This is a genomic window from Patescibacteria group bacterium (genome assembly GCA_022563395.1).
In the GTDB taxonomy this organism is placed as follows: domain Bacteria; phylum Patescibacteriota; class Minisyncoccia; order Minisyncoccales; family UBA10102; genus 01-FULL-49-22b.
Window position 1 is genome coordinate 278754 of record JADFNM010000001.1, and the last position, 21102, is coordinate 299855.

At 46.4% G+C, this 21102-nt stretch carries 27 protein-coding genes and 1 tRNA gene; 2 read left to right on the forward strand and 26 right to left on the reverse strand.

The annotated features are described in order from the left end of the window. Window positions 1-17: 17 nt before the first annotated feature. The 17 genes from IH982_01630 to IH982_01710 form a co-directional block, all read right to left on the reverse strand. Window positions 18-1088 carry a DUF3179 domain-containing protein gene (locus tag IH982_01630; GenBank protein MCH7828554.1) on the reverse strand — a complete coding sequence of 357 codons (1071 nt, stop codon included), beginning with the start codon at window positions 1086-1088 and terminating at the stop codon, window positions 18-20. 81 nt (window positions 1089-1169) lie between these two features. Continuing rightward, window positions 1170-1802, reverse strand: coding sequence for a histidine phosphatase family protein (locus IH982_01635; protein MCH7828555.1), 633 nt, complete (start codon window positions 1800-1802; stop codon window positions 1170-1172). Between the two features lie 354 nt (window positions 1803-2156). Then, the gene (locus tag IH982_01640) at window positions 2157-2357 is read right to left on the reverse strand and encodes a hypothetical protein (GenBank protein MCH7828556.1); all 201 of its coding nucleotides are present in this window, start codon (window positions 2355-2357) and stop codon (window positions 2157-2159) included. Between the two features lie 89 nt (window positions 2358-2446). After that, entirely contained in the window at window positions 2447-2974 is a 528-nt protein-coding gene (gene def, locus IH982_01645; protein ID MCH7828557.1) for a peptide deformylase, read from the reverse strand. Window positions 2975-3105: 131 nt separating this feature from the next. Continuing rightward, entirely contained in the window at window positions 3106-4359 is a 1254-nt protein-coding gene (locus tag IH982_01650; protein MCH7828558.1) for a DEAD/DEAH box helicase, read from the reverse strand. Window positions 4360-4511: 152 nt separating this feature from the next. Continuing rightward, window positions 4512-5384, reverse strand: coding sequence for an SDR family oxidoreductase (locus tag IH982_01655; GenBank protein MCH7828559.1), 873 nt, complete (start codon window positions 5382-5384; stop codon window positions 4512-4514). A gap of 3 nt (window positions 5385-5387) precedes the next feature. Beyond that, window positions 5388-5579, reverse strand: a complete 192-nt coding sequence (locus IH982_01660; protein ID MCH7828560.1) for a hypothetical protein — start codon at window positions 5577-5579, stop codon at window positions 5388-5390. A 119-nt stretch (window positions 5580-5698) separates the two neighbouring features. Then, complete coding sequence (locus tag IH982_01665) at window positions 5699-6808, reverse strand: thioredoxin family protein (protein MCH7828561.1); 1110 nt, start codon at window positions 6806-6808, stop codon at window positions 5699-5701. A gap of 118 nt (window positions 6809-6926) precedes the next feature. Next, the gene (locus IH982_01670; GenBank protein ID MCH7828562.1) at window positions 6927-7205 is read right to left on the reverse strand and encodes a hypothetical protein; all 279 of its coding nucleotides are present in this window, start codon (window positions 7203-7205) and stop codon (window positions 6927-6929) included. 164 nt (window positions 7206-7369) lie between these two features. Beyond that, window positions 7370-7693 (reverse strand): hypothetical protein, encoded by a 324-nt coding sequence (locus tag IH982_01675; GenBank protein ID MCH7828563.1) that lies wholly within the window; start codon window positions 7691-7693, stop codon window positions 7370-7372. Window positions 7694-7788: 95 nt separating this feature from the next. Next, a complete protein-coding gene (locus tag IH982_01680; GenBank protein ID MCH7828564.1) occupies window positions 7789-8505 on the reverse strand; it encodes a PIG-L family deacetylase in 717 nt (238 codons plus the stop codon). Between the two features lie 145 nt (window positions 8506-8650). Next, on the reverse strand, window positions 8651-9028 hold the full coding sequence (gene msrB / locus IH982_01685) for a peptide-methionine (R)-S-oxide reductase MsrB (protein MCH7828565.1): 378 nt from the start codon (window positions 9026-9028) through the stop codon (window positions 8651-8653). Next, entirely contained in the window at window positions 9018-9494 is a 477-nt protein-coding gene (msrA, locus tag IH982_01690) for a peptide-methionine (S)-S-oxide reductase MsrA (protein ID MCH7828566.1), read from the reverse strand. The genes msrB and msrA overlap by 11 nt, the downstream gene beginning before the upstream one ends. 4 nt (window positions 9495-9498) lie before the next feature. Continuing rightward, a complete protein-coding gene (locus IH982_01695) occupies window positions 9499-10107 on the reverse strand; it encodes a non-canonical purine NTP pyrophosphatase (protein ID MCH7828567.1) in 609 nt (202 codons plus the stop codon). Between the two features lie 8 nt (window positions 10108-10115). Continuing rightward, a complete protein-coding gene (locus IH982_01700) occupies window positions 10116-10784 on the reverse strand; it encodes a hypothetical protein (protein MCH7828568.1) in 669 nt (222 codons plus the stop codon). Then, window positions 10781-11485, reverse strand: a complete 705-nt coding sequence (gene uppS / locus IH982_01705; protein MCH7828569.1) for a di-trans,poly-cis-decaprenylcistransferase — start codon at window positions 11483-11485, stop codon at window positions 10781-10783. Before uppS ends, IH982_01700 begins: the two co-directional genes overlap by 4 nt. Continuing rightward, window positions 11475-11642 carry a hypothetical protein gene (locus IH982_01710; GenBank protein MCH7828570.1) on the reverse strand — a complete coding sequence of 56 codons (168 nt, stop codon included), beginning with the start codon at window positions 11640-11642 and terminating at the stop codon, window positions 11475-11477. Before IH982_01710 ends, uppS begins: the two co-directional genes overlap by 11 nt. Before the next feature lie 67 nt (window positions 11643-11709). Here IH982_01710 and rpmA point away from each other — a divergent pair, with 67 nt between their 5' ends. Next, entirely contained in the window at window positions 11710-11982 is a 273-nt protein-coding gene (gene rpmA, locus IH982_01715) for a 50S ribosomal protein L27 (GenBank protein ID MCH7828571.1), read from the forward strand. Here the strand turns inward: rpmA and IH982_01720 are convergent. The 6 genes from IH982_01720 to dinB all read right to left on the reverse strand — a co-directional run bounded on the left by IH982_01720 (window position 11975) and on the right by dinB (window position 18001). Beyond that, window positions 11975-13594 carry a CTP synthase gene (locus IH982_01720; protein MCH7828572.1) on the reverse strand — a complete coding sequence of 540 codons (1620 nt, stop codon included), beginning with the start codon at window positions 13592-13594 and terminating at the stop codon, window positions 11975-11977. The two genes, rpmA and IH982_01720, sit on opposite strands and share 8 nt — an antisense overlap. Further along, a complete protein-coding gene (gene rplI, locus IH982_01725; protein ID MCH7828573.1) occupies window positions 13591-14043 on the reverse strand; it encodes a 50S ribosomal protein L9 in 453 nt (150 codons plus the stop codon). Before rplI ends, IH982_01720 begins: the two co-directional genes overlap by 4 nt. Before the next feature lie 12 nt (window positions 14044-14055). Then, window positions 14056-15267 carry a S41 family peptidase gene (locus IH982_01730; GenBank protein ID MCH7828574.1) on the reverse strand — a complete coding sequence of 404 codons (1212 nt, stop codon included), beginning with the start codon at window positions 15265-15267 and terminating at the stop codon, window positions 14056-14058. Between the two features lie 100 nt (window positions 15268-15367). After that, on the reverse strand, window positions 15368-16348 hold the full coding sequence (locus IH982_01735; GenBank protein MCH7828575.1) for a phosphoribosylaminoimidazolesuccinocarboxamide synthase: 981 nt from the start codon (window positions 16346-16348) through the stop codon (window positions 15368-15370). 20 nt (window positions 16349-16368) lie between these two features. Continuing rightward, complete coding sequence (locus IH982_01740; GenBank protein MCH7828576.1) at window positions 16369-16860, reverse strand: AIR carboxylase family protein; 492 nt, start codon at window positions 16858-16860, stop codon at window positions 16369-16371. Window positions 16861-16942: 82 nt separating this feature from the next. After that, the gene (gene dinB, locus IH982_01745; GenBank protein MCH7828577.1) at window positions 16943-18001 is read right to left on the reverse strand and encodes a DNA polymerase IV; all 1059 of its coding nucleotides are present in this window, start codon (window positions 17999-18001) and stop codon (window positions 16943-16945) included. 69 nt (window positions 18002-18070) lie between these two features. On the opposite strand from dinB, the gene IH982_01750 reads away from it, so the two are divergent. Further along, window positions 18071-18238: a hypothetical protein gene (locus IH982_01750; GenBank protein MCH7828578.1), complete on the forward strand. Its 168-nt coding sequence runs from the start codon at window positions 18071-18073 to the stop codon at window positions 18236-18238. Window positions 18239-18504: 266 nt separating this feature from the next. On the opposite strand, the gene IH982_01755 is transcribed toward IH982_01750, so the two are convergent. From IH982_01755 to dnaJ, 3 genes are all read right to left on the reverse strand, one after another. Further along, window positions 18505-19533, reverse strand: a complete 1029-nt coding sequence (locus IH982_01755; GenBank protein ID MCH7828579.1) for an aspartate-semialdehyde dehydrogenase — start codon at window positions 19531-19533, stop codon at window positions 18505-18507. Window positions 19534-19650: 117 nt separating this feature from the next. Next, a tRNA-Lys gene (locus IH982_01760) sits at window positions 19651-19722 on the reverse strand. 280 nt (window positions 19723-20002) lie between these two features. Then, window positions 20003-21091 (reverse strand): molecular chaperone DnaJ, encoded by a 1089-nt coding sequence (dnaJ, locus tag IH982_01765; GenBank protein ID MCH7828580.1) that lies wholly within the window; start codon window positions 21089-21091, stop codon window positions 20003-20005. Between the last annotated feature and the right edge of the window lie 11 nt (window positions 21092-21102).

Below are 21102 nucleotides of genomic sequence, written 5' to 3' on the forward strand. Positions count from 1 at the left end.
CCCCTACAAGATAACGTTCATTCCTCTTCGTAGATCAATGTATCTTTGTACCCAGCAAACCAAGCAAACCAGAATGTAGAACTTGAAGGTATTGATATTTGTTCTCCATCTTTAATTAAGAACACTTGAGCAGAACGTCCTGCTATATCTCCAATAATTTCAAACTCTTGTCCACTCACTATATCTCTGATCACTTTTCCCTGAACTATTTTCACTGGATATGCCTTTGATATCCCATCAATTGTAATTCCCACCACTTGATCCTTGGGTAGTAATCTGTTGTCCTGAATACTAACAGGAAATCCGGGTTGCGAATCTGGATTTTCATATGCTCTATATGGATCACTAAGATAATTTCTTGTATATCCGGTATCAAGCGAGAGTACCTTGGTATCCTCGTGCAAAGCTCGCCACTCTTTCCACAACATCATCGTGGAAGGAAGTATAGAAAGCCGTTGTCCTTTTAAAGATCCGGTAAGAGCTTCACCAGTAATTTGGTACCAATAACTCTCAGTTTCTCTATCATACATTACCATGGCACTCTCATATAAAGCTCCTGTATTACCAAATGAAAGCAGCTGCTCATTAAGGTACCGGTCAAATACAATACCAGAGTTGCACAATGGGCAATACGTAATTACTATTTTCCGTCCTCCAATTGTCTCGTTCACAATCTCATGCCAATTCATAATCTTAATCGGGTAAGCTCTTGCATCTCCAGCAAATTCTACGCCTAAAACAATATCGTCATTTTGAATCCATCTTTCTGCTTCCAAACTACTTTCGTACTCTGGAGAATTAAGCGGTGGAATAGCGTCTCTGGGGACATCTTGAATAATGGGGATTATAGTGTCTTTACGCTGCGCATCCTCTCTGGATGGAATTACTTTCTCCGCCTTATTTGTGTAAATAAACATAAAAATGCTCAGTCCTATACCAAGCAAAGCAAGGAGCAGAACCAATAGAATCCCTAATATATGAACCAATTTTTGCCATTTTTCTACATAGCGGGATTCTTTTCCCCCTTTTCGCTCAAACAGTTTTTGTTGTTGTTCGGTAAACATTTGCTTTAACAAAAATCTTGACATCTTTACCCTATCAAAAAACCGCCTTTTTGGCGACTTTGAGTCCCCTCTATACGCTTGAGTCCGGCTTCATATATTGTAAGACTAGAGCTCTCCTAAATGAGCGTAATCGTTCCAAGTGACAAGTTTCCAGTTCTCTTCACCATCTTCCAAGTGAAAAACAGTGATGCCAGTATTTGTGGTACGCACATCGAAAGACTCTACATCTCCAAAAGGAAGAGACTCCGGGCCAAAGAGCACCACGCTCAGCATCATCTTTAAGGGAAGACTATGCATAACAACAAGGATGTTGTCTTTTGAACCCTTTTTCATTTCCTCCAAAAACTGAACTATCCTATCTCGCAACTCACCGATAGATTCCTCATCCTGCCATTTCCAGTAGAGGTCATCTTTGTGTAAAACAAGCTTGTTGTGAAATTCTTTTGCTTTCTTACCATCAATAGAAATATCCAAAAGGGACGATGGTTTACCCCACTCGTTCACGAGCTCTGTTATGTGAATAGAGAGCTTGAGCTTTTCATTGATGATTTCGGCTGTCTCCTGCGCTCTTTTAAGCGAACTCGAATACAGTATATCTATTGGTATATGCTCAAACCTCTTTTGGAGAATATATGCCTGCTCTCTTCCCTCTTTAGAAAGAGAGGTTTCTTTTCTTTGATAAATACGTTTATCATTTGCTTCACTTTTGCCGTGGCGCACAAGATACAGTGTTTTCATATTCCTATCGTAACAAAAAACCGCCTTTTTGGCGATCTATTGGCCCTGGAAGACCTTTCGACAGACTCAGGGCGGGGGCCAGGCATTTCTCGCTCCCTCATTCACCCTTTTTGCCTAAATCTCGTTTAAGCATTCTTCGCTGTTGCCTAAACGAGATTTAGGTGTGGATAACTCAGGAAAACCAAAAAAACCGCCTCCTTGGCGACTTTGAGTCCGGCTTCATATATTGGACGTAATTTGGTCCCCTTTTATACACCTGAGACTTTAATATCGCCCTATTTTATCTACGCATCGTGAACAACGCTAAACCTGTTGTTGGGCATTAAATATCTAATGTTCCATCTATAGGATTAACTAAAGTCCTAAGCTATCAAGGTTAAGGCTGCTTAAAAATATTGGTATGACAATAATAAGTCCCAGGATGGGCAAAACAATCATCGCAGCAGTTATAACAAGAGTTAAAAGGAAATACTTCCTTGTTTTTTCAACCGAGGAATAAATTGCATCGATCTTTTTTTCTAGCACTTCAAACTTGTTGGAAATTTCTTGATCCATATTTTAATTCTACACAAAAACCGCTATTTTAGCAACTTGAAGTTCTTCTTTATACACTTAAGTCCGGCCTCATATATTCTCCGACTCTCCTATCGCATCCTCTTAATATACTCATCTCGGCTGATCAGTTTTCTCATATCAGTTACTTTATCAAGATAGACAACTCCATTAAGATGGTCCATCTCATGCTGAATTACTCTAGCAAGCAAACCACTAGCTCGCAGGGTAAAAATCTCTCCATCGCCATTTTGAGCCTTTATCACTATGCCCTTTGACCGCCTCACTGGACCGAACAACTGGCCAGACGCAACGCTTCCACATCCCTCATGCCCAACACTCTGATCTTTTGAGAAAGAGACAATGCGAGGATTTATATAGACCCGAAGAGAATCTGTTTCCTGGAGTTTTCTCGTTTTCGTCTTTCGTAGCTCAGTTACAAAGACTCGAAGACTCACCCCAATCTGCGGAGCAGCCATGCCAACAAGCCCATGGAAACGCATAGAGTCAGTCAAATCCTTAACAACCTTTATAACCGTCTTTGAAGAAACTCTACCTACTCTCTGCGATTTCTTGCGAATAATGGAGCTCCCTATTTGTGTAGCTTTTCGTTTAACCATACCTTCTCTAATCTATCAAAAAATCGCCTATCTGGCGATCTCTTAAGTTTTGCTTAAATCTCGTTTAAGCACAAACCCATATTGCTTAAACGAGATTTAGGCGGGGATAACTAAATGGAATTTAGGTTTCCTTAGCGAAATCTGCTCTGCCGCCTGCCAAATCCTGTATGTCGCTGCCTAGACCCGCTACGTCCACGCCCTCTCTGCTGGGGCCGGGAAGGCCTCTCTACTGCCCGCGACTTGGGAGCGGCCAAAATACCCTCCGGGAGAGGTAAAGCGAGGATTCGCTTTTGGATTGCTCGCTCTATGGCACGAACCTCTTTCCCTTCGCTCACCATAGCAAAAGTAATGGCGTGTCCCTTGGTGCCGGCTCTCGCCGTGCGCCCGATGCGATGAACGTAGTCATCTGAAGTACCTGGCAAATCATAGTTCAAGACCAGCTCAATGCCCATAACGTCAATGCCTCTTGAAGCAATGTCGGTCGCCACGAGCACACGGTATTTCCCGGACTTGAATCCGTCTAACGCCTCCCTTCTTTGGTTCAAACTCCTGTTGGAATGCAACTCTGAGGCCCGTATGCCAAGATCCCGTATCTGGCGCGCCACTTTCTTTGCTCCATACTTTGTTCTGGTAAACACAAGAGTTGGGCCCTTGTAGCTTTCAAGCAGTCGTTTTAAAAGTTCTGGCTTCTGCTCTCTCGCAACCACGAAAAGCTCTTGTGAAACCTCTTCTAGGGTTGTGCCGGGCGGGGCAATCTCTACCCGTAGCGGAGTTTTCATATAGTCTGTTGCCAGCTTCATTATCTCGGGGGGCATGGTGGCACAAAACAGCATGGTCTGGCGCTCTTTGGGAAGGGCCTTAAGAATGGTTCGAATCTGGGGAAGAAAGCCCATATCAAACATACGGTCCGCCTCGTCAAGCACCACTATGGAAACGCTGGACAAAGAAAGGGTTTTTTGCAAAAGATGGTCGTTAATTCTTCCCGGTGTTCCAACGATAATGTGCGGCTTACGGGAGATATCACGGCGCTGTCGTCCAAAGGGAAGTCCGCCAATGAGCACGGCGGTTTTAAGACCCTGCTGTTGTCCCACCTTTTTTAGAAACGCTTCTACCTGAAGCGCAAGCTCTCGCGTAGGCAGCACCACCAACCCCTGTCTCTTTGTGCCAAGGAGCATTTGTATCATGGGAATGCCAAAAGCAAGGGTCTTTCCGGTTCCCGTCTGGGCTATGCCTACCAGGTCTTTTCCCTGAATCCCAAGAGGGATGGTACGAACCTGGATAGGGGTGGGTCTGGTGAATCCAGTCCGCTTGAGTACCTCTAGGAGACCGGGCGCTATGCCCAATCCATAGAAGTTCTGTTCTCTGTTTTCTGAAGATTCCTGCATAAGAAAAGCCCTGGACGCGCTTGCCAGGGCACACGTTAGTATAGTATACACTCTTTTTAAGATACTGCAACCTTAAAAATTACAAACTGAATGCTAAAAGCGGCAAAAATCTCAAGTGATGCTGGGCTCGGTTTAGTTTTCCCCACGCATTTCTACCGGGCCACATCCCCGCCGGTAATAAAAATAATCTCGCCCGTCATGTAACTGGAGTCAGCTTCGGAGGCCAGGTATACATAGGCCGGAGCCATTTCGTCTGGCTGGCCCGGACGACCCATGGGATTATACTTGCCAAAGTGCACAATATCCTCTTCTGATGAGTCTTTAATAGTTTGCAAGGGCGTCCAAACTGGCCCTGGAGCAACACAGTTCACGCGAATACCGCGCGGCAAGAGCTCTTTTGCAAGGGTTTTGGTTAAAGTATGCGTTGCAGCTTTGGTTCCAGAATATATCGGGTAGCCACCTCCACGCGATCCCACTATTGACCCCGTGTTTATGATACATGTACCTTCTTTCATATGTTTGAGTGCAGCGCGGGTCATGTAATAGTAGCTGAATACGTTCACTTGGTACATGCGTTCCAGCTCTTTGTCCGAGAACTTCTCAATATCGTCTGCAGGGGACATGGTAGCCACGTTGTTGACAAGGATATCCAGAGAGCCAAACTCCTGCACGGTCTTGTCTACGGCCTTCTGGCAGAAGGCGCTATCTGAAACATCACCCTCAAGGCACAGGCACTTTTTGCCCAACTTTTCAATCTCTTGCGTAAGTATCTCTGCGTCCCGGCTTTCTACAGGCAGATACGTAATGGCAACATTTGCGCCCTCTCTGGCAAACAAAAAGGCAACTGCACGGCCAATTCCTGAATCCCCACCCGTGATGAGAGCGGTTTTCTTAAGAAGCTTGCCAGAGGGTTTGTACTCTTTTCCCTGATACTGCGGCAAGGGCTTCATGTCTGCCTCTATCCCAGGGGGTTCTTGGTGCTGGGGTGGAAAAGGCGGGATTGGTCTTTTTGACTCAGACGCCATACATTACAGATGTTTCTTGATTAACCCGGTGAGCTCTTGAATGTGGTCTTCTTTATCCTTTTCCATCTTTTCCCAGAAGGCGTTGCAGTTTTCGCACTTCCCCGCGTCGCGCTTGTACACATCTTTGATGCGCCACAGACTTTTGTGCTCCACCACCAGCTGATTCATCAAGTTATACGTATGATTGTCAAACATAGGGGCAAAATACTCTATTAGACTTCTTTTTAAAACAACCTTTACTCATTTTAAAGTATATCAAAAAACCGCCCGTTTGGCGATTTAAGTCCACGCTCATATATTGTAGGGCTCATCCCCTAGCCAAAGGTGAAGGTGAAAAACTCAAGATTTAAAGAAGGAACAAGAAGTTCTAAGGTATGGGTACCATATTCCTCTTTTGTATCTACAAGATTATACAAACTTGCACCCTGAACTTTCAAAAAAGAAGCGGTGCCCTGAAAAACAATATCCTCTCCCTTGTTCTTTTCAGTAAGATATTCCCCGTCTAGCTTCACTTCGGCCAGAATGTCTGCTTCTCCTTTTGTATCCAACACAAGATTCAGCTTATTTGCCTTGTAGCGAATAAGAACTTTCCCCTCCCCCTCTACCAGTTGCGCAAACTCTGGGGCAATGCGCCAGGTTCCCACAAGATAAAAACGATTAAACTCTACTGCCTGGGGTTCTTTAAACTCGTGGGGTTCATTCACTTGAACTGCCTCAATTGGGTTCCCGATGTTGTTAATACGAGAAGCTCCAAAGTATATCTCTGGAGTTCCAATGCTCTTAAAATCAACGCCTGCAGGGGGTTCTGTAACCTTGGTAATCTTGTCTAAAGAAAGGAGGCCTGCCTCAAGCAACAGCTGTTGTATTGCAGCCTCGGTCTCTGCATATTGCCCTTCCCCAAAATGGGTGTAACGAATGTTCCCTTTTGCGTCAATTAAATAGAGTGCAGGCCAAAATCTATTCTCAAAAGCATTCCAGGTTGCATAGTTATTATCGAGGGCCACGGGATACTCAACGCCGTACTCTTTCACATTCCTTCTTACATTCCCCTCATCCTCTTCAAACTCAAACTCCGGGGTATGCACCCCAAGAACAACAAGACCGTTATCTTTGTATTTTTCATGGAACGCTTCGATATGGGGGATGTTGCGAATACAGTTAATACAGGTATACGTCCAAAAATCCACCAGCACAACCTTGCCTTGAAGCTCCTTTAGTACAAGGGGTTCAGAATTCATCCAAGAGGTAAGGCCAACGAACTCTGGAGCTTTTTTAAGAATAGGCAACTCTTCGGAAGAACCCAGAAGATTCCTTATCTCCTCCAAGACAGGCTCACGGGAGGTAAGGAACTCTTGATCTCCAAGTATGGCGTACCCGACTGCAAAAATGACGATAGCAAGAAGAACAAAAGTAATGAGTTTCATGGATATACTTTATCAGAAAACCACTTTCCTGGCGATTCTTTTCATACTTCTCTGCTCTAATCTGAAAAGAAAACAGGACGTTTTTGCATCCTGTTTTCTTAAGCCAAAACTCCAAGCGTTAAGCGCCCTTGCTTTGAGCATACTTTCTCCAAGCTTCTGCTGCTGATGCCTCTGTTTTTTCTAATTCAGCAAGAATGACCTCCCGCAATTCAGAGGTTGCAATTTCTTCTTTGCTATTTGCTGCTGCCAATGCAATCGGCAAAACCTGATTTACTACCTCGTCTGTCCTATCTGAAGAAAGGGCTGCGTCTTGCACTGCCAACTTAATGGACCTTCTGATTTTCCCTTCGTCAAAGGGCTGCTTTGAGCCGTCTCGCTTGACAACGTTTGTCGCCATAATTGCAATAATGATTCTTCATTATATTAAGTTTATAAAACAAGAGGGACCTTTCCTCTTGTTTTACTATGGCTTATGGAGAGATCCTTGTCAATTCAAATGGAAAGGCCGATGCTGACTGCATCGGCCCTGTGTTCACAGCTTGCGTAGCTCATCCTCCTTTCTCAGATTTTGCGTACCAGAGGAAGCTCGCGAATCAACATAACAAGCTCTACTTCCGCTTCAAGGTTTAAAAGAAGCAGCACTTGCTTGCTGCCTGCTGCCTGGATGCGATAATGCCACATCCCGTCGCTCATATACTCTTCCTCAGAGTCAATCCTGGGAGGAGAGAAGAGACTCATGGGTAAAACGATAACCCATGTGTTGTCATCCCTTTGCTCTCGAAGCTCCGCTTTGAGTAAAGACACCGCTTCTTCTGGCGTCTCTGCTAAAATAACAGCATCCGAGTCCTCTCCCTGAGTGAAAAGCTCATAGGCCTTGAGGCTCATTACACACCTTCCTTTTTAGAATGATCAAAAGGGCACCACTTTTATACATGAAAAAGAAGCTTTTGTCAACCTCCGGCAGAAACCAAATCTGTCTTCTAGGAAAGCTCTATGCGCTTGAATCCTTCTGCGTAGCGAAAGCCGGCCTTCTTGCCCAGCATCCGGGAACGATCACGAATACGCTTTTCAAACACCGCGTCAGGCATAACCTGACTTACATGCGCTTTTAGGGTTTTAAGTTTTGTTTCAAAGCTACCCGTAATATCCTCGCAATGCGTGGGGTCTTCCATGGCAACGAGCAAAAGTGTCTTTACCTTGTGGGAAGCCAATCCCCTCTTTTCATGATAAGGAAAGTTCAAGCGGTCTCTTGCCAGAGGAAACACCGCGTCAATTGCGGCCTGCCCCGCTGCCCTATGATCTGAATGATTTATAAATCCTCTCTTTACAGAGTACAAAAAAGTGGGGTCAAGCGTAATGACCAAGTCCGGTTTCTTTTGGCGAATCACCCTGGCAATATCTTCTTTGAGCTTTTTGTTCACCACAAGCTCCCCGTCAACATGGCGCAGGAATATTACGTCTTTTACTCCAAGAATTTTAGCCGCCATACGTTGTTCTTTTTTGCGTATGAGAGAAAGCTTGCGGGAGGTCATCTTTGGGTCATCTGACCCTTTGCTCCCATCGGTGCACACAAGATAGGTGATAGCAGCTCCTCTTTTGGCCCACTTTGCAATGGTGCCAGAAGAGCTAAAGTCCATGTCATCTGGGTGTGCAAAGACCGCAAGAACACTTTTAGGAGTCTTAAGATTTTTTGTCATATTTTTTCTATTCATATTCTATTAGTACACTATTCTTGAAGCTCAATTAAAAGCCGCGTCTCGTCTACAACCTTCTTTTCATCCTCTACTGCAAAATATCCTGCAGCAGACACAATAACAATAACAGCAAGAATGATAAACTTCATCATTTCTTTTCAAAGTTTAAACATACCGAGTTAATGCAGTACCTCCTTCCTCCCCTGTCTTTGGGGCCGTCGTCAAACAAATGACCCAAGTGAGAACCACATTTCTTGCATACAATCTCGGTTCTCTTGATACCAAGACTGCTGTCTTCTTTAAGCTCAACGTTCTCTAAGTTCGTAGGTTCAGTAAAGCTGGGCCAACCCGTGCCAGAGTCAAACTTGGTGTCAGAAGAAAACAATTCTTGTCCGCAGGCAGCACACGTGAACATTCCCTTCTCATGAAAGTTCGCATACTTTCCTTTGAAAGGGGCTTCGGTCCCTTTTTCTCGCATAATCTTGTACTGCTCGGGGCTCAGTTTCTCCTTCCAATTACTCTCCATCTTTTTGTAATAATTTCTTTACCTTTTCTACCTTTGGCGCAATAATTGCCTGGCTGTAGACCGTGTTTGGGTTCTTTTCATAGAAATCCTTGTGATAATCCTCTGCCTCATGAAAATCTTCAAAAGGCCAAATCTCTGTTGCAATGGGCTCCTTGTACTTTGAGGCCTGCTCTTTTTTTGTTTGCTCAGCTATCTTTTGCTGTTCTTTGGTGTGATAAAAAATAACCGCCTGGTACTCTGGTCCAACGTCAGGACCCTGCTTGTTTTTCTCGGTAGGATTGTGAATCTCCCAGAATATCTTTAACAACTCTTGGTAGGAAGTAAGTTTTGGGTCATACTCAATCTGAACCGTTTCCACATGCTCTTTTCCTGCGTATCCTGGGGTAACCGAAACCACGCCTTTTTTAAGCTTGAATGCGGCTTCTGCACACCAAAAGCATCCTATTCCAAGAGTAGCCTTTTCCATGTCTCTATTCTACCCCACTCTCTTGAATCTCAAAAAGAAATGGGAGGGCTTTTTCAATTGCGCGCTTTCGGTGCATATCCTCCAGTTCTTCAATGGCAAACTCAGAAAGCACCTTCCCTCCCAAAGTAAGGGAGAAAAGAGAACGATACGGATATCCTGCAACAATGGGATAGTACGCTTTCTCTGCAATGTATCCTTCCATAATACCGTCAAACAGGCGGATGTCTTGTTTGTCTTTAGCAATCGCAATAACTGCCCGGAACCTGGCAGTCCTTTTCTCTTTTGGGACTCCCTCCAACCTTTTGAGCGCATAATCTATAAGTTCTTGGTCTGTTGCTTCATACCCAGGCCAGCGTCTTGCATGAATGCCAGGCTCGCCTCCCACAGCGTCAATCTCAAGGCCCGTATCATCGGCAAGCACTGAAATCCCACTTTTCTCAAAGTAGAATTGCGCTTTCAAAAGAGCGTTCTCTTCCAAGGTTACACCAGTCTCTTCTGGTTTTTCCTCAATACCCAAATCAGAAAGTGTCACAAGCAAAAGAGGCACCTCTCTTAAAAGGTGCCTGTATTCTTTGATTTTCCCCGCGTTTGTTGTTGCAATAAGAAGTTGCATATCTTGCTTTAAAACCGTAGTGCGCTCTCTCGTGCTCGCAATATCTCCTCTAAAGAAAGTCCAAATCCGTTTGCGCCCCGGTGCATGAGCCGCTGCACATTTTGCACATGGTCCAATCCCAATATGTGTCCCACTTCGTGAGCCAGGGCCCGAAAGTCGTAGACCGTGGTATAGTCTGCCACGGCAACGCTGGAAAGTCCCCCAAAGGCAATGCCGTTTATCCCGCGCAATCTCGCCACGAGAAATACATTTATAAAGAAAGGGTCAAATCCCTCTACTCCTTCAACAAATTCGCGAGAAGAATCCAAGAGCAGAGTTATCTCCTCATCTGTTCTCTTTAACTCATACAGGTTGTGTATTTCTAATTCAATGTTTGCTTGTTCCCAAATCTGGGAAGCATTCTCAACCAAGTTCCTTATATTCTCTTTTGTACGCAGAGATCCGTTGTCTTCGTCGTTTCTGAGAATGAATAGAGAAAGAGGAACAAGAATCTCCTCTGCGTCTATTGCGCTCACCACTGGTTCTTGCTTGACCTCAGTTGGGGTCCTCTGGTAGAAAAAGTACTGGTCGAGCCCCGAAAGGTACACAAAACCCAAAAGAACCGCAAGGGCCATCAGCACTTTAAATATTCGAGCGAGAACACTGGGCTCTTGAATCTCTTCGTCTTCTTCAATCATTTCCCAAATCTTCTCTGCCTTCTTTGATATTCTTGAATTGCTTCATTAAAATCCTCTTCTGTAAAGTCGGGCCAATACTTACTGCAAAAGTAGAGTTCAGCATATGCTGATTGCCACAAAAGAAAGTTAGAAAATCTCTGCTCTCCTCCTGCCCGTATCACAAGGTCAGGATCTGGCAGGCCTGCGGTGGAAAGATAATTGGAAAACAACTCTTCTGTAACCTGTTCTGGAGATATCCCTTCTTTGAGCATTTTTTGTACCGCACTCACAATATCCCATCTTCCCCCGTAGCTTATAGCCAGGGTAACAAAGAATTTGTCATTGTCTTTGGTTGTCTCTTCTACCTTGGCAATAACCTTTTGCAGGGATTCTGGTAGGCGCTCTTTTTGACCAATGATACGTATTTTTACTCCCCGTTCTTTTGCTTTTTCTCCTACATACTTTTTAAGCTGCTGAACCAAACCAGTTTCCAAAAGACGCATTAAGTAGGTGACCTCTCGCTCCGTACGGTTCCAGTTTTCCGTGGAGAACCCAAACATGGTAAGGGCTTTTACTCCCCGTTCTTGGCACCAGTCTACAAGTTGTACTGCTTTCTCGTACCCCACCCGATGACCCTCTAAGGCATCCATGCCCCGTTCTCTTGCCCATCTCCGGTTTCCGTCCGGGAACAATACGATGTGTTGCGGAACATTATTCTCCATACTGTTCTTGGACCTGAACCGGGCCTTTTAACTGGTCTTTTGCCACTAAATATCCCGCAGCAAAGGAAATGAGGGAAATCAGAATCACGCCCAAAACCAGGACTATGTCCTTTTGATTTACTTTGACAAACTCTCTTATTTTTGTTAGTATAGTCATTGCTACATTGTTACATTGCTAAATTGTTTAACAATGTAACCATATAACCATTTAACAATTCTGTCGTATGGCTACTACAAAGTCAGTTGGATCAACGCGCCTCGGGCGGGATTCTCAACCAAAATATCTTGGAATAAAACTGTTTGCGGGTGAAAAAGCCAGGGCAGGACAGATTTTGGTCAGGCAGCGCGGCACCAAACTCTTTGCGGGCAAAAACGTTGGAACGGGAAAAGACTACACCCTCTTTGCCTTAAAAGAAGGTGTGGTGCAGTTTTCTACAAAGAGAAAGCGGGGATTTGACCGATCTCAAAGAATCGTCAAGGTGGTACATATTACCTAACTGCAGCTCGCACAAACTCTAAAAATAAAGGGTGGGGCTCCAAAGGCCTTGATTTAAATTCTGGATGAAACTGGACTCCAACAAAGAACGGATGATTTTTCAGTTCAACAATCTCTACTAAATCTCTTTCTAGATTGACGCCTGATATTACCATACCTTTCTTTTCCAGAATACCTCGGTACTCATTATTCAACTCATAGCGATGGCGGTGCCGCTCTGAGATATCTTGTTTTCCATACGCCTCGTATGCTAGGGTTCCCTTCTGAATACGACATCTGTACGCCCCAAGGCGCATGGTGCTCCCGTATTTCTTTTCTTTCAAAAGAGTCTTCTGGTCTTCCATCACATCAATAACGGGGTCAATAGTATCACGTGGGTAGAACTCTGCTGAAGATGCCTTTTTCAATCCACACACATTCCGCGCGAACTCAATTACTGCCAACTGCATACCAAAACATAAGCCAAAATAAGGAATTTTGTTAATCCGGCAAATCTCACTTGCCTTTGTTTTTCCCTCCACTCCCCTAGTGCCAAAACCGCCGGGAACAATAATACCATCAAAGTTTTTAAGCTCCTGGGCCGCCTTTGGGTTCTTTATATACTTCTCTGAAGAAAGCCAAGTAATTTCAGGATTCCTCCCCATGGCCCACGAGGCATGCTTGATAGCCTCAATCACAGAAAGATAGGAATCCATTAGGGTAAAGTCCCCTGTCTCAAAGTATTTCCCCACGATCCCTATTCGCACGGTCTTTTTTAAGGAACGTACCCTGCGCACCAAAGCTCTCCAGTCTCTCATGTCTTGCTTTTTGCCTTTCAATCCGAACTTTTGCAATATCTTGTCTCCCACCTTCTCTTTTTCAAAGTTCACGGGAATCTCGTAAATAAACTTTACGTCGGGGGCTGAAATGACGTAGTCTGCCGCAACGTTACAAGACAGGGAAATCTTTTGTTTTCTTGGCTTGTCTACGGGTAGTTCGGACCTGGCAATAATCATGTCTGGCTGAATACCTGCTGCGTTCAGAGTTCTGACAGCTGTCTGCGTAGGCTTGGTCTTTTGTTCTCCAATACTGGGTGGAATGGGAAGATAGCTTACCAACACAAAAAAAACCTGCTCAGGAGCGCTTGCCTGCATCATGCGCGCTGCCTCCAAAAAGAGCATGTTTTGATATTCTCCCACCGTGCCCCCTATTTCAATCAAGACAAAGTCTGCCTTGTCTACTCTTGCAGCCGCCTTAATGCGCGAGATAACCTCTTCTGGGATATGGGGAACTACTTCTACGCACTTTCCTTTGTATTCCAGATTGCGCTCTCTTTTAATAACAGAGTCATATACCTGACCTGTAGTCATGTAGTTAACTTTGGAAAAGGGTCTTCCAAAAAAGCGTTCATAGTTTCCCAGGTCCTGGTCTGACTCGGTTCCGTCGTCAGTCACAAAAATCTCCCCGTGTTCCAGGGGATTCATGGTACCGGCATCAACGTTGATGTAGGGGTCAATCTTTACCGCAGAGACGGCAAAACCCTTGCTTAAGAGAATCTTTCCAAGAGAGGCCGTAGCCACGCCCTTGCCAACGCCGGACATGACGCCTCCTGCAACAAAGATGTACCGGGTCATTCCGCTTCTTGTTCTGCAATGATTACTCGAATTTCTGCCTCCAGGTTATGCTCAAAGCTCAACTTTACAGGAAACTCTCCGAGTTCTTTTAAAGGATCCTCTAACTTTACCTGAGATTTCTTGACATTGTATCCCATCTCTTTTAACCTGTCTGCAATCTTTTGGGCGTTTACTGCCTCAAACAGCTGTCCTTCTTCTCCCACCTTCAGCACAAGCTGAACCTCCATGTCGTCTAACTGAGATGCCATTTCTTGAGATTTCTGCAGGCTCTCTTCTGCAACCTTTTCTACTAACTCCTTTTGCATCTCCGCCCATTCTAAAGCTTCCTTGGTTGCAGGCTTTACCAGTCCTTCTGGAATGAGGTGGTTTTGGGCGTGGCCGTCTGCCACCTCCTTTACCTCAAACTTCTTGCCAAGTTTTGGAACATCTTGCAGCAAAATAACCTTCATGAAAGTATTTTCTCACAAATCCTTAACTAACTCAAGAGCCTTGTCAAGCTGGGGATCCAGCTCTAGGTCAAAGTCCTCTGGAGTCATCTCAACTTCCACATCCGGGTCCAAGCCAACGTCGGTAATATGGTTTCCATTGGGGGTAAGCCAGTTTGCCACGGTCACTTTCAAAGAAGCATCTCCAACAAGGTTCTCCAACTCCTGCACAGACCCTTTTCCAAAGGACTTTTCCCCCACGACCGTCACTCCCTTGTGGTCTCGCAGGGCTCCAGCTAAGATCTCAGAGGCCGAAGCTGACCCCTGGTTCATTAAAATGACCAAAGGGTAGCCTCCCAGGCGGCCATTCCCTCTTGCCTTGTAGATGATTTCTTTTCCTTCTTCGCCAAAATCCTCCACCACCACAACCTGCCCTCTCTCTAGGAACCATCCTGCAATATCCACTGCAACCTCAAGAAATCCTCCCGGGTTGTTTCTTAAGTCTAAAATAATTCGGTCAGCTGAAGAAGCAAGAATGCCGGTTGCTGCTGTTCTGAAAGTGCGCGAGGCATTTTCTGAAAAATGGAAAAGCTGAATATATGCAATATTCTCTTCCAACATTTCCCACTCCAAAGAAGGAATCTTAATGACTGCCCTGGTGATAACAAAGTCTTTGGTTTCAGACCAGTCGCCTCGCAGAATGGAAAGGGTCACATCGGTTCCCTTGGGACCCCGAATTAAAGAGACTGCTTCATCAATCGTAAGGTTTCTTGTGAAGGTGTCATCCACCCGCACAATAACGTCTCCCGGGCGCAATCCAGCTGCCTTTGCCGGAGTCCCCTCCAGGGGAGAGATAACCCGAAGCTCACGGTTTCGAATGCCAATCTCCATACCCACCCCTTCAAAAGACCCGGAAATGTCGTCGCGGAACCGCTTGGTATCTTCTGGGTCCATGAACAAAGTATAGGGATCACCCAAACTCTCCACCATGCCAGAGATGGCACCGTACACCATCTCTTGATAATCAAAGGATTCCTTGGCAGCATACTTTTCTTGGATGATATTCCAGGCATCCCAAAACAGAGAAAAGTCTACAGCTTCAGGCGCCCCGAACTGGGTGTTTTGCACCCCTTCGATGGGAACTATTCTGGCCTCAGATTTCCCCACCTGAAAACCAAAGTAGTAAGCCCCAAGGATGGAGCCCACAAGAAAAAAGAGGACTGCTATTTTCCCTGCACCTCTTAACATATGGAAATAGTATATCATTTGGGGCTGCCTGGCGCAACCCTTAATATAGAAAGCCCCCTGTCCGCTTCTCCTTACGAGTTGCAGACAGGGGCCTTTAGTGTCACTCATGCATCCTCTCCGTCTGGTACCGGACAAGAGGCATACCGGTGATGCGCTCAAAGATCTCCAGATACCTTGAGCTTGCGTCCGACAGGACCTCTTCTGGAACCTTAAGCGAGGCCACGAAGGCGAGGTCTTCTGGAGCCTCAGGATCAAGCTTGTTGATTCCTTGCCCCTTTGGCGTCTCCACGGTACGCCCCCAGTTCCGCACCGTCTCCTTGTCATAGAAGACAGGGTCGCGCCCTTCTTTCATCGCGCGTTCAAAGTCCTCTACTGTAGTAAACCTTGAGGAGTCTGGAGTGAGCACCTCATCGGCAATGACGGGCGAGCCGTGTTCATCTACACCTACCTCAAACTTTGTATCGAGGATTAGGATGCCGCGCTTGCGTGCTTCTTCGTACACCAGTGCATAGGCCTTAGCAAACATGGAAACTACCCGAGGGCCAAGCTGCCCGGTAGCAGCCAGAAACTCATCCTCGGTGATGTTCACGTCGTGCCCGGACTCGGCCTTTGTAGAAGGAGTGAAGATTGGGGCGCTTAGCTTCTCCCACTTGGTGAGACCGTGAGGAAGCTGCTTGCCCGCAACCATGCCTGTGTCCTGGTATGCGGCCCACACCGACCCCCCAAGATGACCCCGAAAGATCAGTTCAAAGGGAATCATCTGGAGCTTTTTGACGACGGATGTGCGCTGTGCAGGAATCGATGCAAAATTCCCCATCAGCATACCCGAGTCCCTCAAATGGTGAGGAAAACTCGAAAGGACACCGCGCAACCAAAAGTGGGTCAGTGCGGTGAGCACCTCACCCTTCTTCTCCACGAAAGCGGGGAGAACAAGGTCAAAGATGCTTACGCGATCAGTTGCAACGATCAGAAGCAAGTCAGAGTTTGTTGGATGCGTATAGGTGTCCCGTACCTTCCCCTGATACAACCGGTCCAGTCCACCCTTCCTCAGTTCCTTACTGAACGGTGACTCTCGTACCATCTTTGGAATGACAGCTCCCATCAGGACCCTCCTTTCCCCTCAAGATTGTATACGGGCTCTCGTTTATTGCTTTCCAGGTAGACAGTCAGACCGCTTTTCACTCCCTTATCCCCCAGCGCTATGATCTGACAGGCCTGGATTGCGGCGTTCCGCAGTCCTGCACTCCCAATCCCCGTACAGGAAACTGAAACTCCAGGGGGCATACGCACAATAGAAAGCAGGGCGTCCATGCCGTCCAGCACGTCAGAAGCAAGGGCAACCCCAATCACAGGGCGTTCCTTGACAATAGCTGCTATTGCGCCAGGGAGCGCTGCTGACATGCCAGCCACGCCAATGAACACCTTGCCTCCGCTGCTCAGGCAGTAATCCCTGAGCTCCTCGGGATTTCGGTGGGCCGAGATCGCCGCAGCGGTCCAGGAGACCCCGACTTCATCCAAAACCTCGAACATCTTTGAGCTTCGCACCGCCTCTTCGTCACTTGTGCTACCAAGGATAACAATTATATCAGCCATGACAGGCCTCCTTTGTAATGGGCAATTCTGAGCAAAGCTCAGATAGGACAGTATACACAGAAAAGAAAAAGAGCGCAAGAGTTCAAAGAGTGGATTGGGCAACTCTTGCCCTTACTCCTATAAGGCGTATTGGGTTTAAGTTCTCAGTCAGAAATCTCAAAAGGAGCTGCATTGCTTCCTTCTCAAAGAGCTTCCAGTCTTTTTGGGGCTCCTTGAAGCTCTTTGCTTTCGTATGCGTCTCAAACCCATGGAAACGACACACCACGGTTATGGTTTTGAAAGCAAGCCCTGCTTCTTTGAGCTCTGAGGCAACCTCTCTTGCAAGCTCTCGGAACACGGGGAAGATTTCTTCGCCGTCTCTTGTATCCCTCTCAAAAGTGTGTTCCCTGCCAATAGACTTTACCTCTTCTTTAACGGTAACGGGGCTATGGTCAATGCCTCGAACCTTGTCATACAGAGTACTTCCAAACACACCCAAGAGTTTCACCAGCTCTTCTTTTGATGTCTCTCTCACATCTTTTATTTTGAGTGCCTTTTTCTTGAAAAACTTTTCCAGGATTGCGGCGGTTTTTGGCCCAATACCTGGAATCTCCCTGATACTCAAAGAAGAAAGAAAGCTCTCTACCTTTTGTGGCTCCACAACCAAAACACCATTGGGCTTTGCATGCTCACAAGCTATTTTGGCTACCATTTTGTTTGGAGCAATGCCGCAAGAAGCAGGAAGTTTCTCTTTTTTAAAAATCTCCTTTCTTATCTTTTCAGCTAACTTCCTTGCATTCTCAAAGCTCCCAACAAAGCTGATGTCCAAATATGCTTCATCTAAAGAAACTTGTTCTACCAAAAGAGTATACTTTCTCAAGATGGTCATGATGTTCTCTGACGCCTTATGATACAAGGCTCCATCCACCGGCAAGAACACGGCCTGGGGACATAATCTCCAAGCTTCAGATATGGGCATTGCAGAATGAATGCCATACTTTCTTGCCTCATAGTTGCAGGTGGATACCACTCCCCTGCCCTTGCCTTCTTTGGGGTCTGCCCCAACCACCACTGGTTTTCCTCTAAAGTGGGGGTTTTCTCTTTCTTCTACCATGGCAAAAAATGCATCCATATCAAGAAGCAATACAATTCTATTTTTCATAACATAAATAGAAACTAAATTTCATTTAAGCAATATGCGGATATTATATTAAATTTAAGCAGGACCGTTATGACACAATCATTATATACCACGCACAAAACAAAAGCCCCCGATTCGTTCTTTTGGTTCAGAACTACTACGGGGGCTCAGGAGCTGTATCCTGTTGCTGCTTTTCTCGTCAGAAATCTTCCAGTTCCGCCTCTTCACACTCCTGGCAGATACCATGAGTGGTCTTAAGACGCCGGAAAATCCAGCGGAGGAAAACAACAAAGATGAAACCTGTGTAGCCCATGTGCTTTCCGCATTTTTATCCTTTTGTCAAACAAAAAGTGCCCCTTGAGGGACTTGATTGGGACCAGTTACTAGAGGAGTTGAAGTACTTAGAGAAGCTAAGAAATGAATTTACACTCTCTGTAGCAGCCTGAGTGGTATTTGTCTATATATTTATGAGAGAAAAGGAAAAGGGTCTCCGGTGCACAATGTGCAGGGTGGAGACCCTTCTTTTAGAGGCGCTGCCGCAGCAACATACCTCTGTGGACCAGTTCTTCTGCAATCTGCACTGCGTTGGTCGCCGCGCCCTTGCGTAGATTGTCTGAGACGATCCACATTGCTAGGCCGTTCGGATGCGAGGTGTCGCGACGTATCCGGCCAATGAATACCTCGTCATGTCCAGCAGCATCAATCGGCATTGGGTAGACGGCGTTAGACGGGTCGTCGACCACAGAGATGCCAGGTGCACCAGTGAGGATGTCGCGGGCTTCCTCGGGGGTCATGGGGCGTTGGAATTCTACGAAAACGGCTTCACTGTGTGACACCTGCACCGGGACGCGCACGCACGTTGCTGCGAAGGCAACATCCGGTTCGTGCATGATCTTCTGCGTTTCCTGGCGCATCTTCACCTCTTCGGAGTAGTAGCCGTCCTCTCCGAGCGAACCGATGTGCGGTATAAGGTTGAGCGCAATCTGGTGGGGATATTGCTTGGGGACCGCTGGCTTGCCGGCGAGTACCTCACGGGATTGTTCGCTTAACTCTGCCATGGCAGCGGCGCCGGTACCCGACACAGACTGGTACGTGGCGACGACGACCCGCCTGACCGGGTTCTGTCGGTGCAACGGCCAAAGGGTCATCACCAATGGTGTGGTTGAGCAGTTGGGGATCGAGATGACTCCCTCGTGCTGATCTAGGTCATCGCCGTTGACTTCGGGGACAACGAGCGGGACTCTGGGGTCCATGCGCCATACGCTGCTGTCGTCAATAACGATGCACCCTTGCTTTGGTGCAAGCTCGCCCATCTGGCGACTCATCTCGTCCGTTGCAGAGATGAATGCGATGTCGCACTCGGCCAAGAGACGTTCGTCTACTACCTCTACCGTAATTTCCTCACCCTTGAACTCAATAGTCTTGCCCACCGAGCGCGGCGAGGCACAAAGACGTAGTGAACTCATAGGGAAGGTGCGTTCCTCCAGCACCTGTAACACAACCTTTCCCACGGCCCCTGTGGCACCAATGACGACAACTCGAGGGGCATTCATATAAAGTACTCCTTTCTGCTGGTTCTCTAGAGAAAAGGATTTCCTTATCTCCAGGGAACAGCACAAGAGCGCCTTCTCGTTGAGAAATCAGCTGTGAATATCGGTTATTGCTGATAGTGCCCCCAGCAGGACTCGAACCTGCAACCAATGGCTTAAAAGGCCACTGCTCTTCCATTGAGCTATGGGGGCAAAAGCAAACTGCTTTGCTTTTGCCGGGAAACCTACCTTGATTTGCCATGTCGCCGTTGAGGCGACGGCATAACAAGGGTTTCCCCGGGTCCGCCGGAGGCGGATACATTACTCAACTGCTTGAGTTTTTGCGGGGCCAGAGTCAACTGCTTGACTCTGGCGGGCGTTCTAGCAATTTAGTCCTTAAATTGCGTTAAGGAATGCCCAGGGCCCTCAATTGAATTCGTCCTCAACTAAATCAAGGAATCCTTGGTTTCACCAAGGACGTAATGAGTATACTCTAAAGTCCTTGATTTTTCAAGCGCTCCAAGAGCTCTTTTTGCTCTTTGGTGAGTTTCTTTGGGGTGACAACATCAATCTCAACTAGCATGTTGCCGCGGCCTAAACCAGAGAAATGAGGAATACCTTTGCCTAAAACTCGCAATGTCTTGCCAGATTCAATACCTTGGGGAATGGTTAAGAGAATCTTGGTTCCCTCAATGGTTGGAACTTCAATCTCGTCTCCCAAGGCGGCTTGCGAAAACAAGATTGGCATTTTTACATACAGATCATCCCCTTTTCTTTTGAACACGCTATGGGGCTTTACAAACACTCGAATGTATAAATCCCCTACTTTCCCTTTTCTTCTTCCCACGTCTCCTTTTCCTGCAATCTTAAGAATCTGGCTGCTATCCACTCCCGGGGGAATCTGTACCTTAATGCTATCTTCTCCCTGAATCCTTCCTTCTCCCTTGCATACGTTGCAGGAATGTTCTGGGATTAACCCTTCTCCCTTACATTCAGGACACAAACCAACCCTAGTAAAAGAGCCGAACACGGTTCTTTTAATCTGCTGCACCTGTCCTTGTCCCCTACAAGAAAAGCACTCTTTGACTTTGGTTGAGGGTTCGGCTCCTACTCCCTGGCACCTGATGCAGGTTACAAGCTTTGAAAGGTTAATAACCTCTTCTTTTCCTTTGACGGTTGCTTCCAAAGGTATTGTAAGCTCAACCTCAATGTCTCGCCCGCTTTTTATGTCTTTTGTGGTTTTTTGACCAAAGAAATCTTCAAAGATTTCTCCAATGTCAAAGTCAACACCAAAACCCTCCGAAAACTCGTCTGCGTCATGCTCATGAGGGGTTCCCCAACCCCACTGAAAACCTCCAAATCCCGCACCTGGAGCCCCTTCAAACACTCTGCCAAACTTGTCGTACTGGGCTTTCTTGTCCATATCTGAAAGCACCTGGTAGGCCTCAGCAACCTCTTTGAAACGTGCTGCGTCACCGCCTTTGTCTGGGTGATACTTGTGGGCCAACTTCCGGTAGGCCTTTTTAATGTCATCTTCTGTGGCGTTTTTTGTAACGCCAAGAATTTTATAGTAATCCTTCATCCTCGTATTTA

Bases quoted from the DNA above. Each gene is read 5' to 3' on its own strand.
- IH982_01755 (MCH7828579.1), bottom strand. From the start codon at position 19,533: ATGAATGCCCCTCGAGTTGTCGTCATTGGTGCCACAGGGGCCGTGGGA.
- dnaJ (MCH7828580.1), bottom strand. From the start codon at position 21,091: ATGAAGGATTACTATAAAATTCTTGGCGTTACAAAAAACGCCACAGAA.
- IH982_01650 (MCH7828558.1), bottom strand. From the start codon at position 4,359: ATGCAGGAATCTTCAGAAAACAGAGAACAGAACTTCTATGGATTGGGC.
- IH982_01675 (MCH7828563.1), bottom strand. From the start codon at position 7,693: ATGAGCCTCAAGGCCTATGAGCTTTTCACTCAGGGAGAGGACTCGGAT.
- rplI (MCH7828573.1), bottom strand. From the start codon at position 14,043: ATGAAGGTTATTTTGCTGCAAGATGTTCCAAAACTTGGCAAGAAGTTT.
- IH982_01710 (MCH7828570.1), bottom strand. From the start codon at position 11,642: ATGACTATACTAACAAAAATAAGAGAGTTTGTCAAAGTAAATCAAAAG.
- IH982_01630 (MCH7828554.1), bottom strand. From the start codon at position 1,088: ATGTCAAGATTTTTGTTAAAGCAAATGTTTACCGAACAACAACAAAAA.
- IH982_01740 (MCH7828576.1), bottom strand. From the start codon at position 16,860: ATGGCTGATATAATTGTTATCCTTGGTAGCACAAGTGACGAAGAGGCG.
- IH982_01655 (MCH7828559.1), bottom strand. From the start codon at position 5,384: ATGGCGTCTGAGTCAAAAAGACCAATCCCGCCTTTTCCACCCCAGCAC.
- IH982_01730 (MCH7828574.1), bottom strand. From the start codon at position 15,267: ATGTTAAGAGGTGCAGGGAAAATAGCAGTCCTCTTTTTTCTTGTGGGC.
- IH982_01665 (MCH7828561.1), bottom strand. From the start codon at position 6,808: ATGAAACTCATTACTTTTGTTCTTCTTGCTATCGTCATTTTTGCAGTC.
- IH982_01680 (MCH7828564.1), bottom strand. From the start codon at position 8,505: ATGACAAAAAATCTTAAGACTCCTAAAAGTGTTCTTGCGGTCTTTGCA.
- rpmA (MCH7828571.1), top strand. From the start codon at position 11,710: ATGGCTACTACAAAGTCAGTTGGATCAACGCGCCTCGGGCGGGATTCT.
- IH982_01735 (MCH7828575.1), bottom strand. From the start codon at position 16,348: ATGGTACGAGAGTCACCGTTCAGTAAGGAACTGAGGAAGGGTGGACTG.
- msrB (MCH7828565.1), bottom strand. From the start codon at position 9,028: ATGGAGAGTAATTGGAAGGAGAAACTGAGCCCCGAGCAGTACAAGATT.
- uppS (MCH7828569.1), bottom strand. From the start codon at position 11,485: ATGGAGAATAATGTTCCGCAACACATCGTATTGTTCCCGGACGGAAAC.
- def (MCH7828557.1), bottom strand. From the start codon at position 2,974: ATGGTTAAACGAAAAGCTACACAAATAGGGAGCTCCATTATTCGCAAG.
- IH982_01750 (MCH7828578.1), top strand. From the start codon at position 18,071: ATGACACAATCATTATATACCACGCACAAAACAAAAGCCCCCGATTCG.
- dinB (MCH7828577.1), bottom strand. From the start codon at position 18,001: ATGAAAAATAGAATTGTATTGCTTCTTGATATGGATGCATTTTTTGCC.
- IH982_01670 (MCH7828562.1), bottom strand. From the start codon at position 7,205: ATGGCGACAAACGTTGTCAAGCGAGACGGCTCAAAGCAGCCCTTTGAC.
- IH982_01700 (MCH7828568.1), bottom strand. From the start codon at position 10,784: ATGATTGAAGAAGACGAAGAGATTCAAGAGCCCAGTGTTCTCGCTCGA.
- IH982_01640 (MCH7828556.1), bottom strand. From the start codon at position 2,357: ATGGATCAAGAAATTTCCAACAAGTTTGAAGTGCTAGAAAAAAAGATC.
- IH982_01720 (MCH7828572.1), bottom strand. From the start codon at position 13,594: ATGACCCGGTACATCTTTGTTGCAGGAGGCGTCATGTCCGGCGTTGGC.
- msrA (MCH7828566.1), bottom strand. From the start codon at position 9,494: ATGGAAAAGGCTACTCTTGGAATAGGATGCTTTTGGTGTGCAGAAGCC.
- IH982_01635 (MCH7828555.1), bottom strand. From the start codon at position 1,802: ATGAAAACACTGTATCTTGTGCGCCACGGCAAAAGTGAAGCAAATGAT.
- IH982_01660 (MCH7828560.1), bottom strand. From the start codon at position 5,579: ATGTTTGACAATCATACGTATAACTTGATGAATCAGCTGGTGGTGGAG.
- IH982_01695 (MCH7828567.1), bottom strand. From the start codon at position 10,107: ATGCAACTTCTTATTGCAACAACAAACGCGGGGAAAATCAAAGAATAC.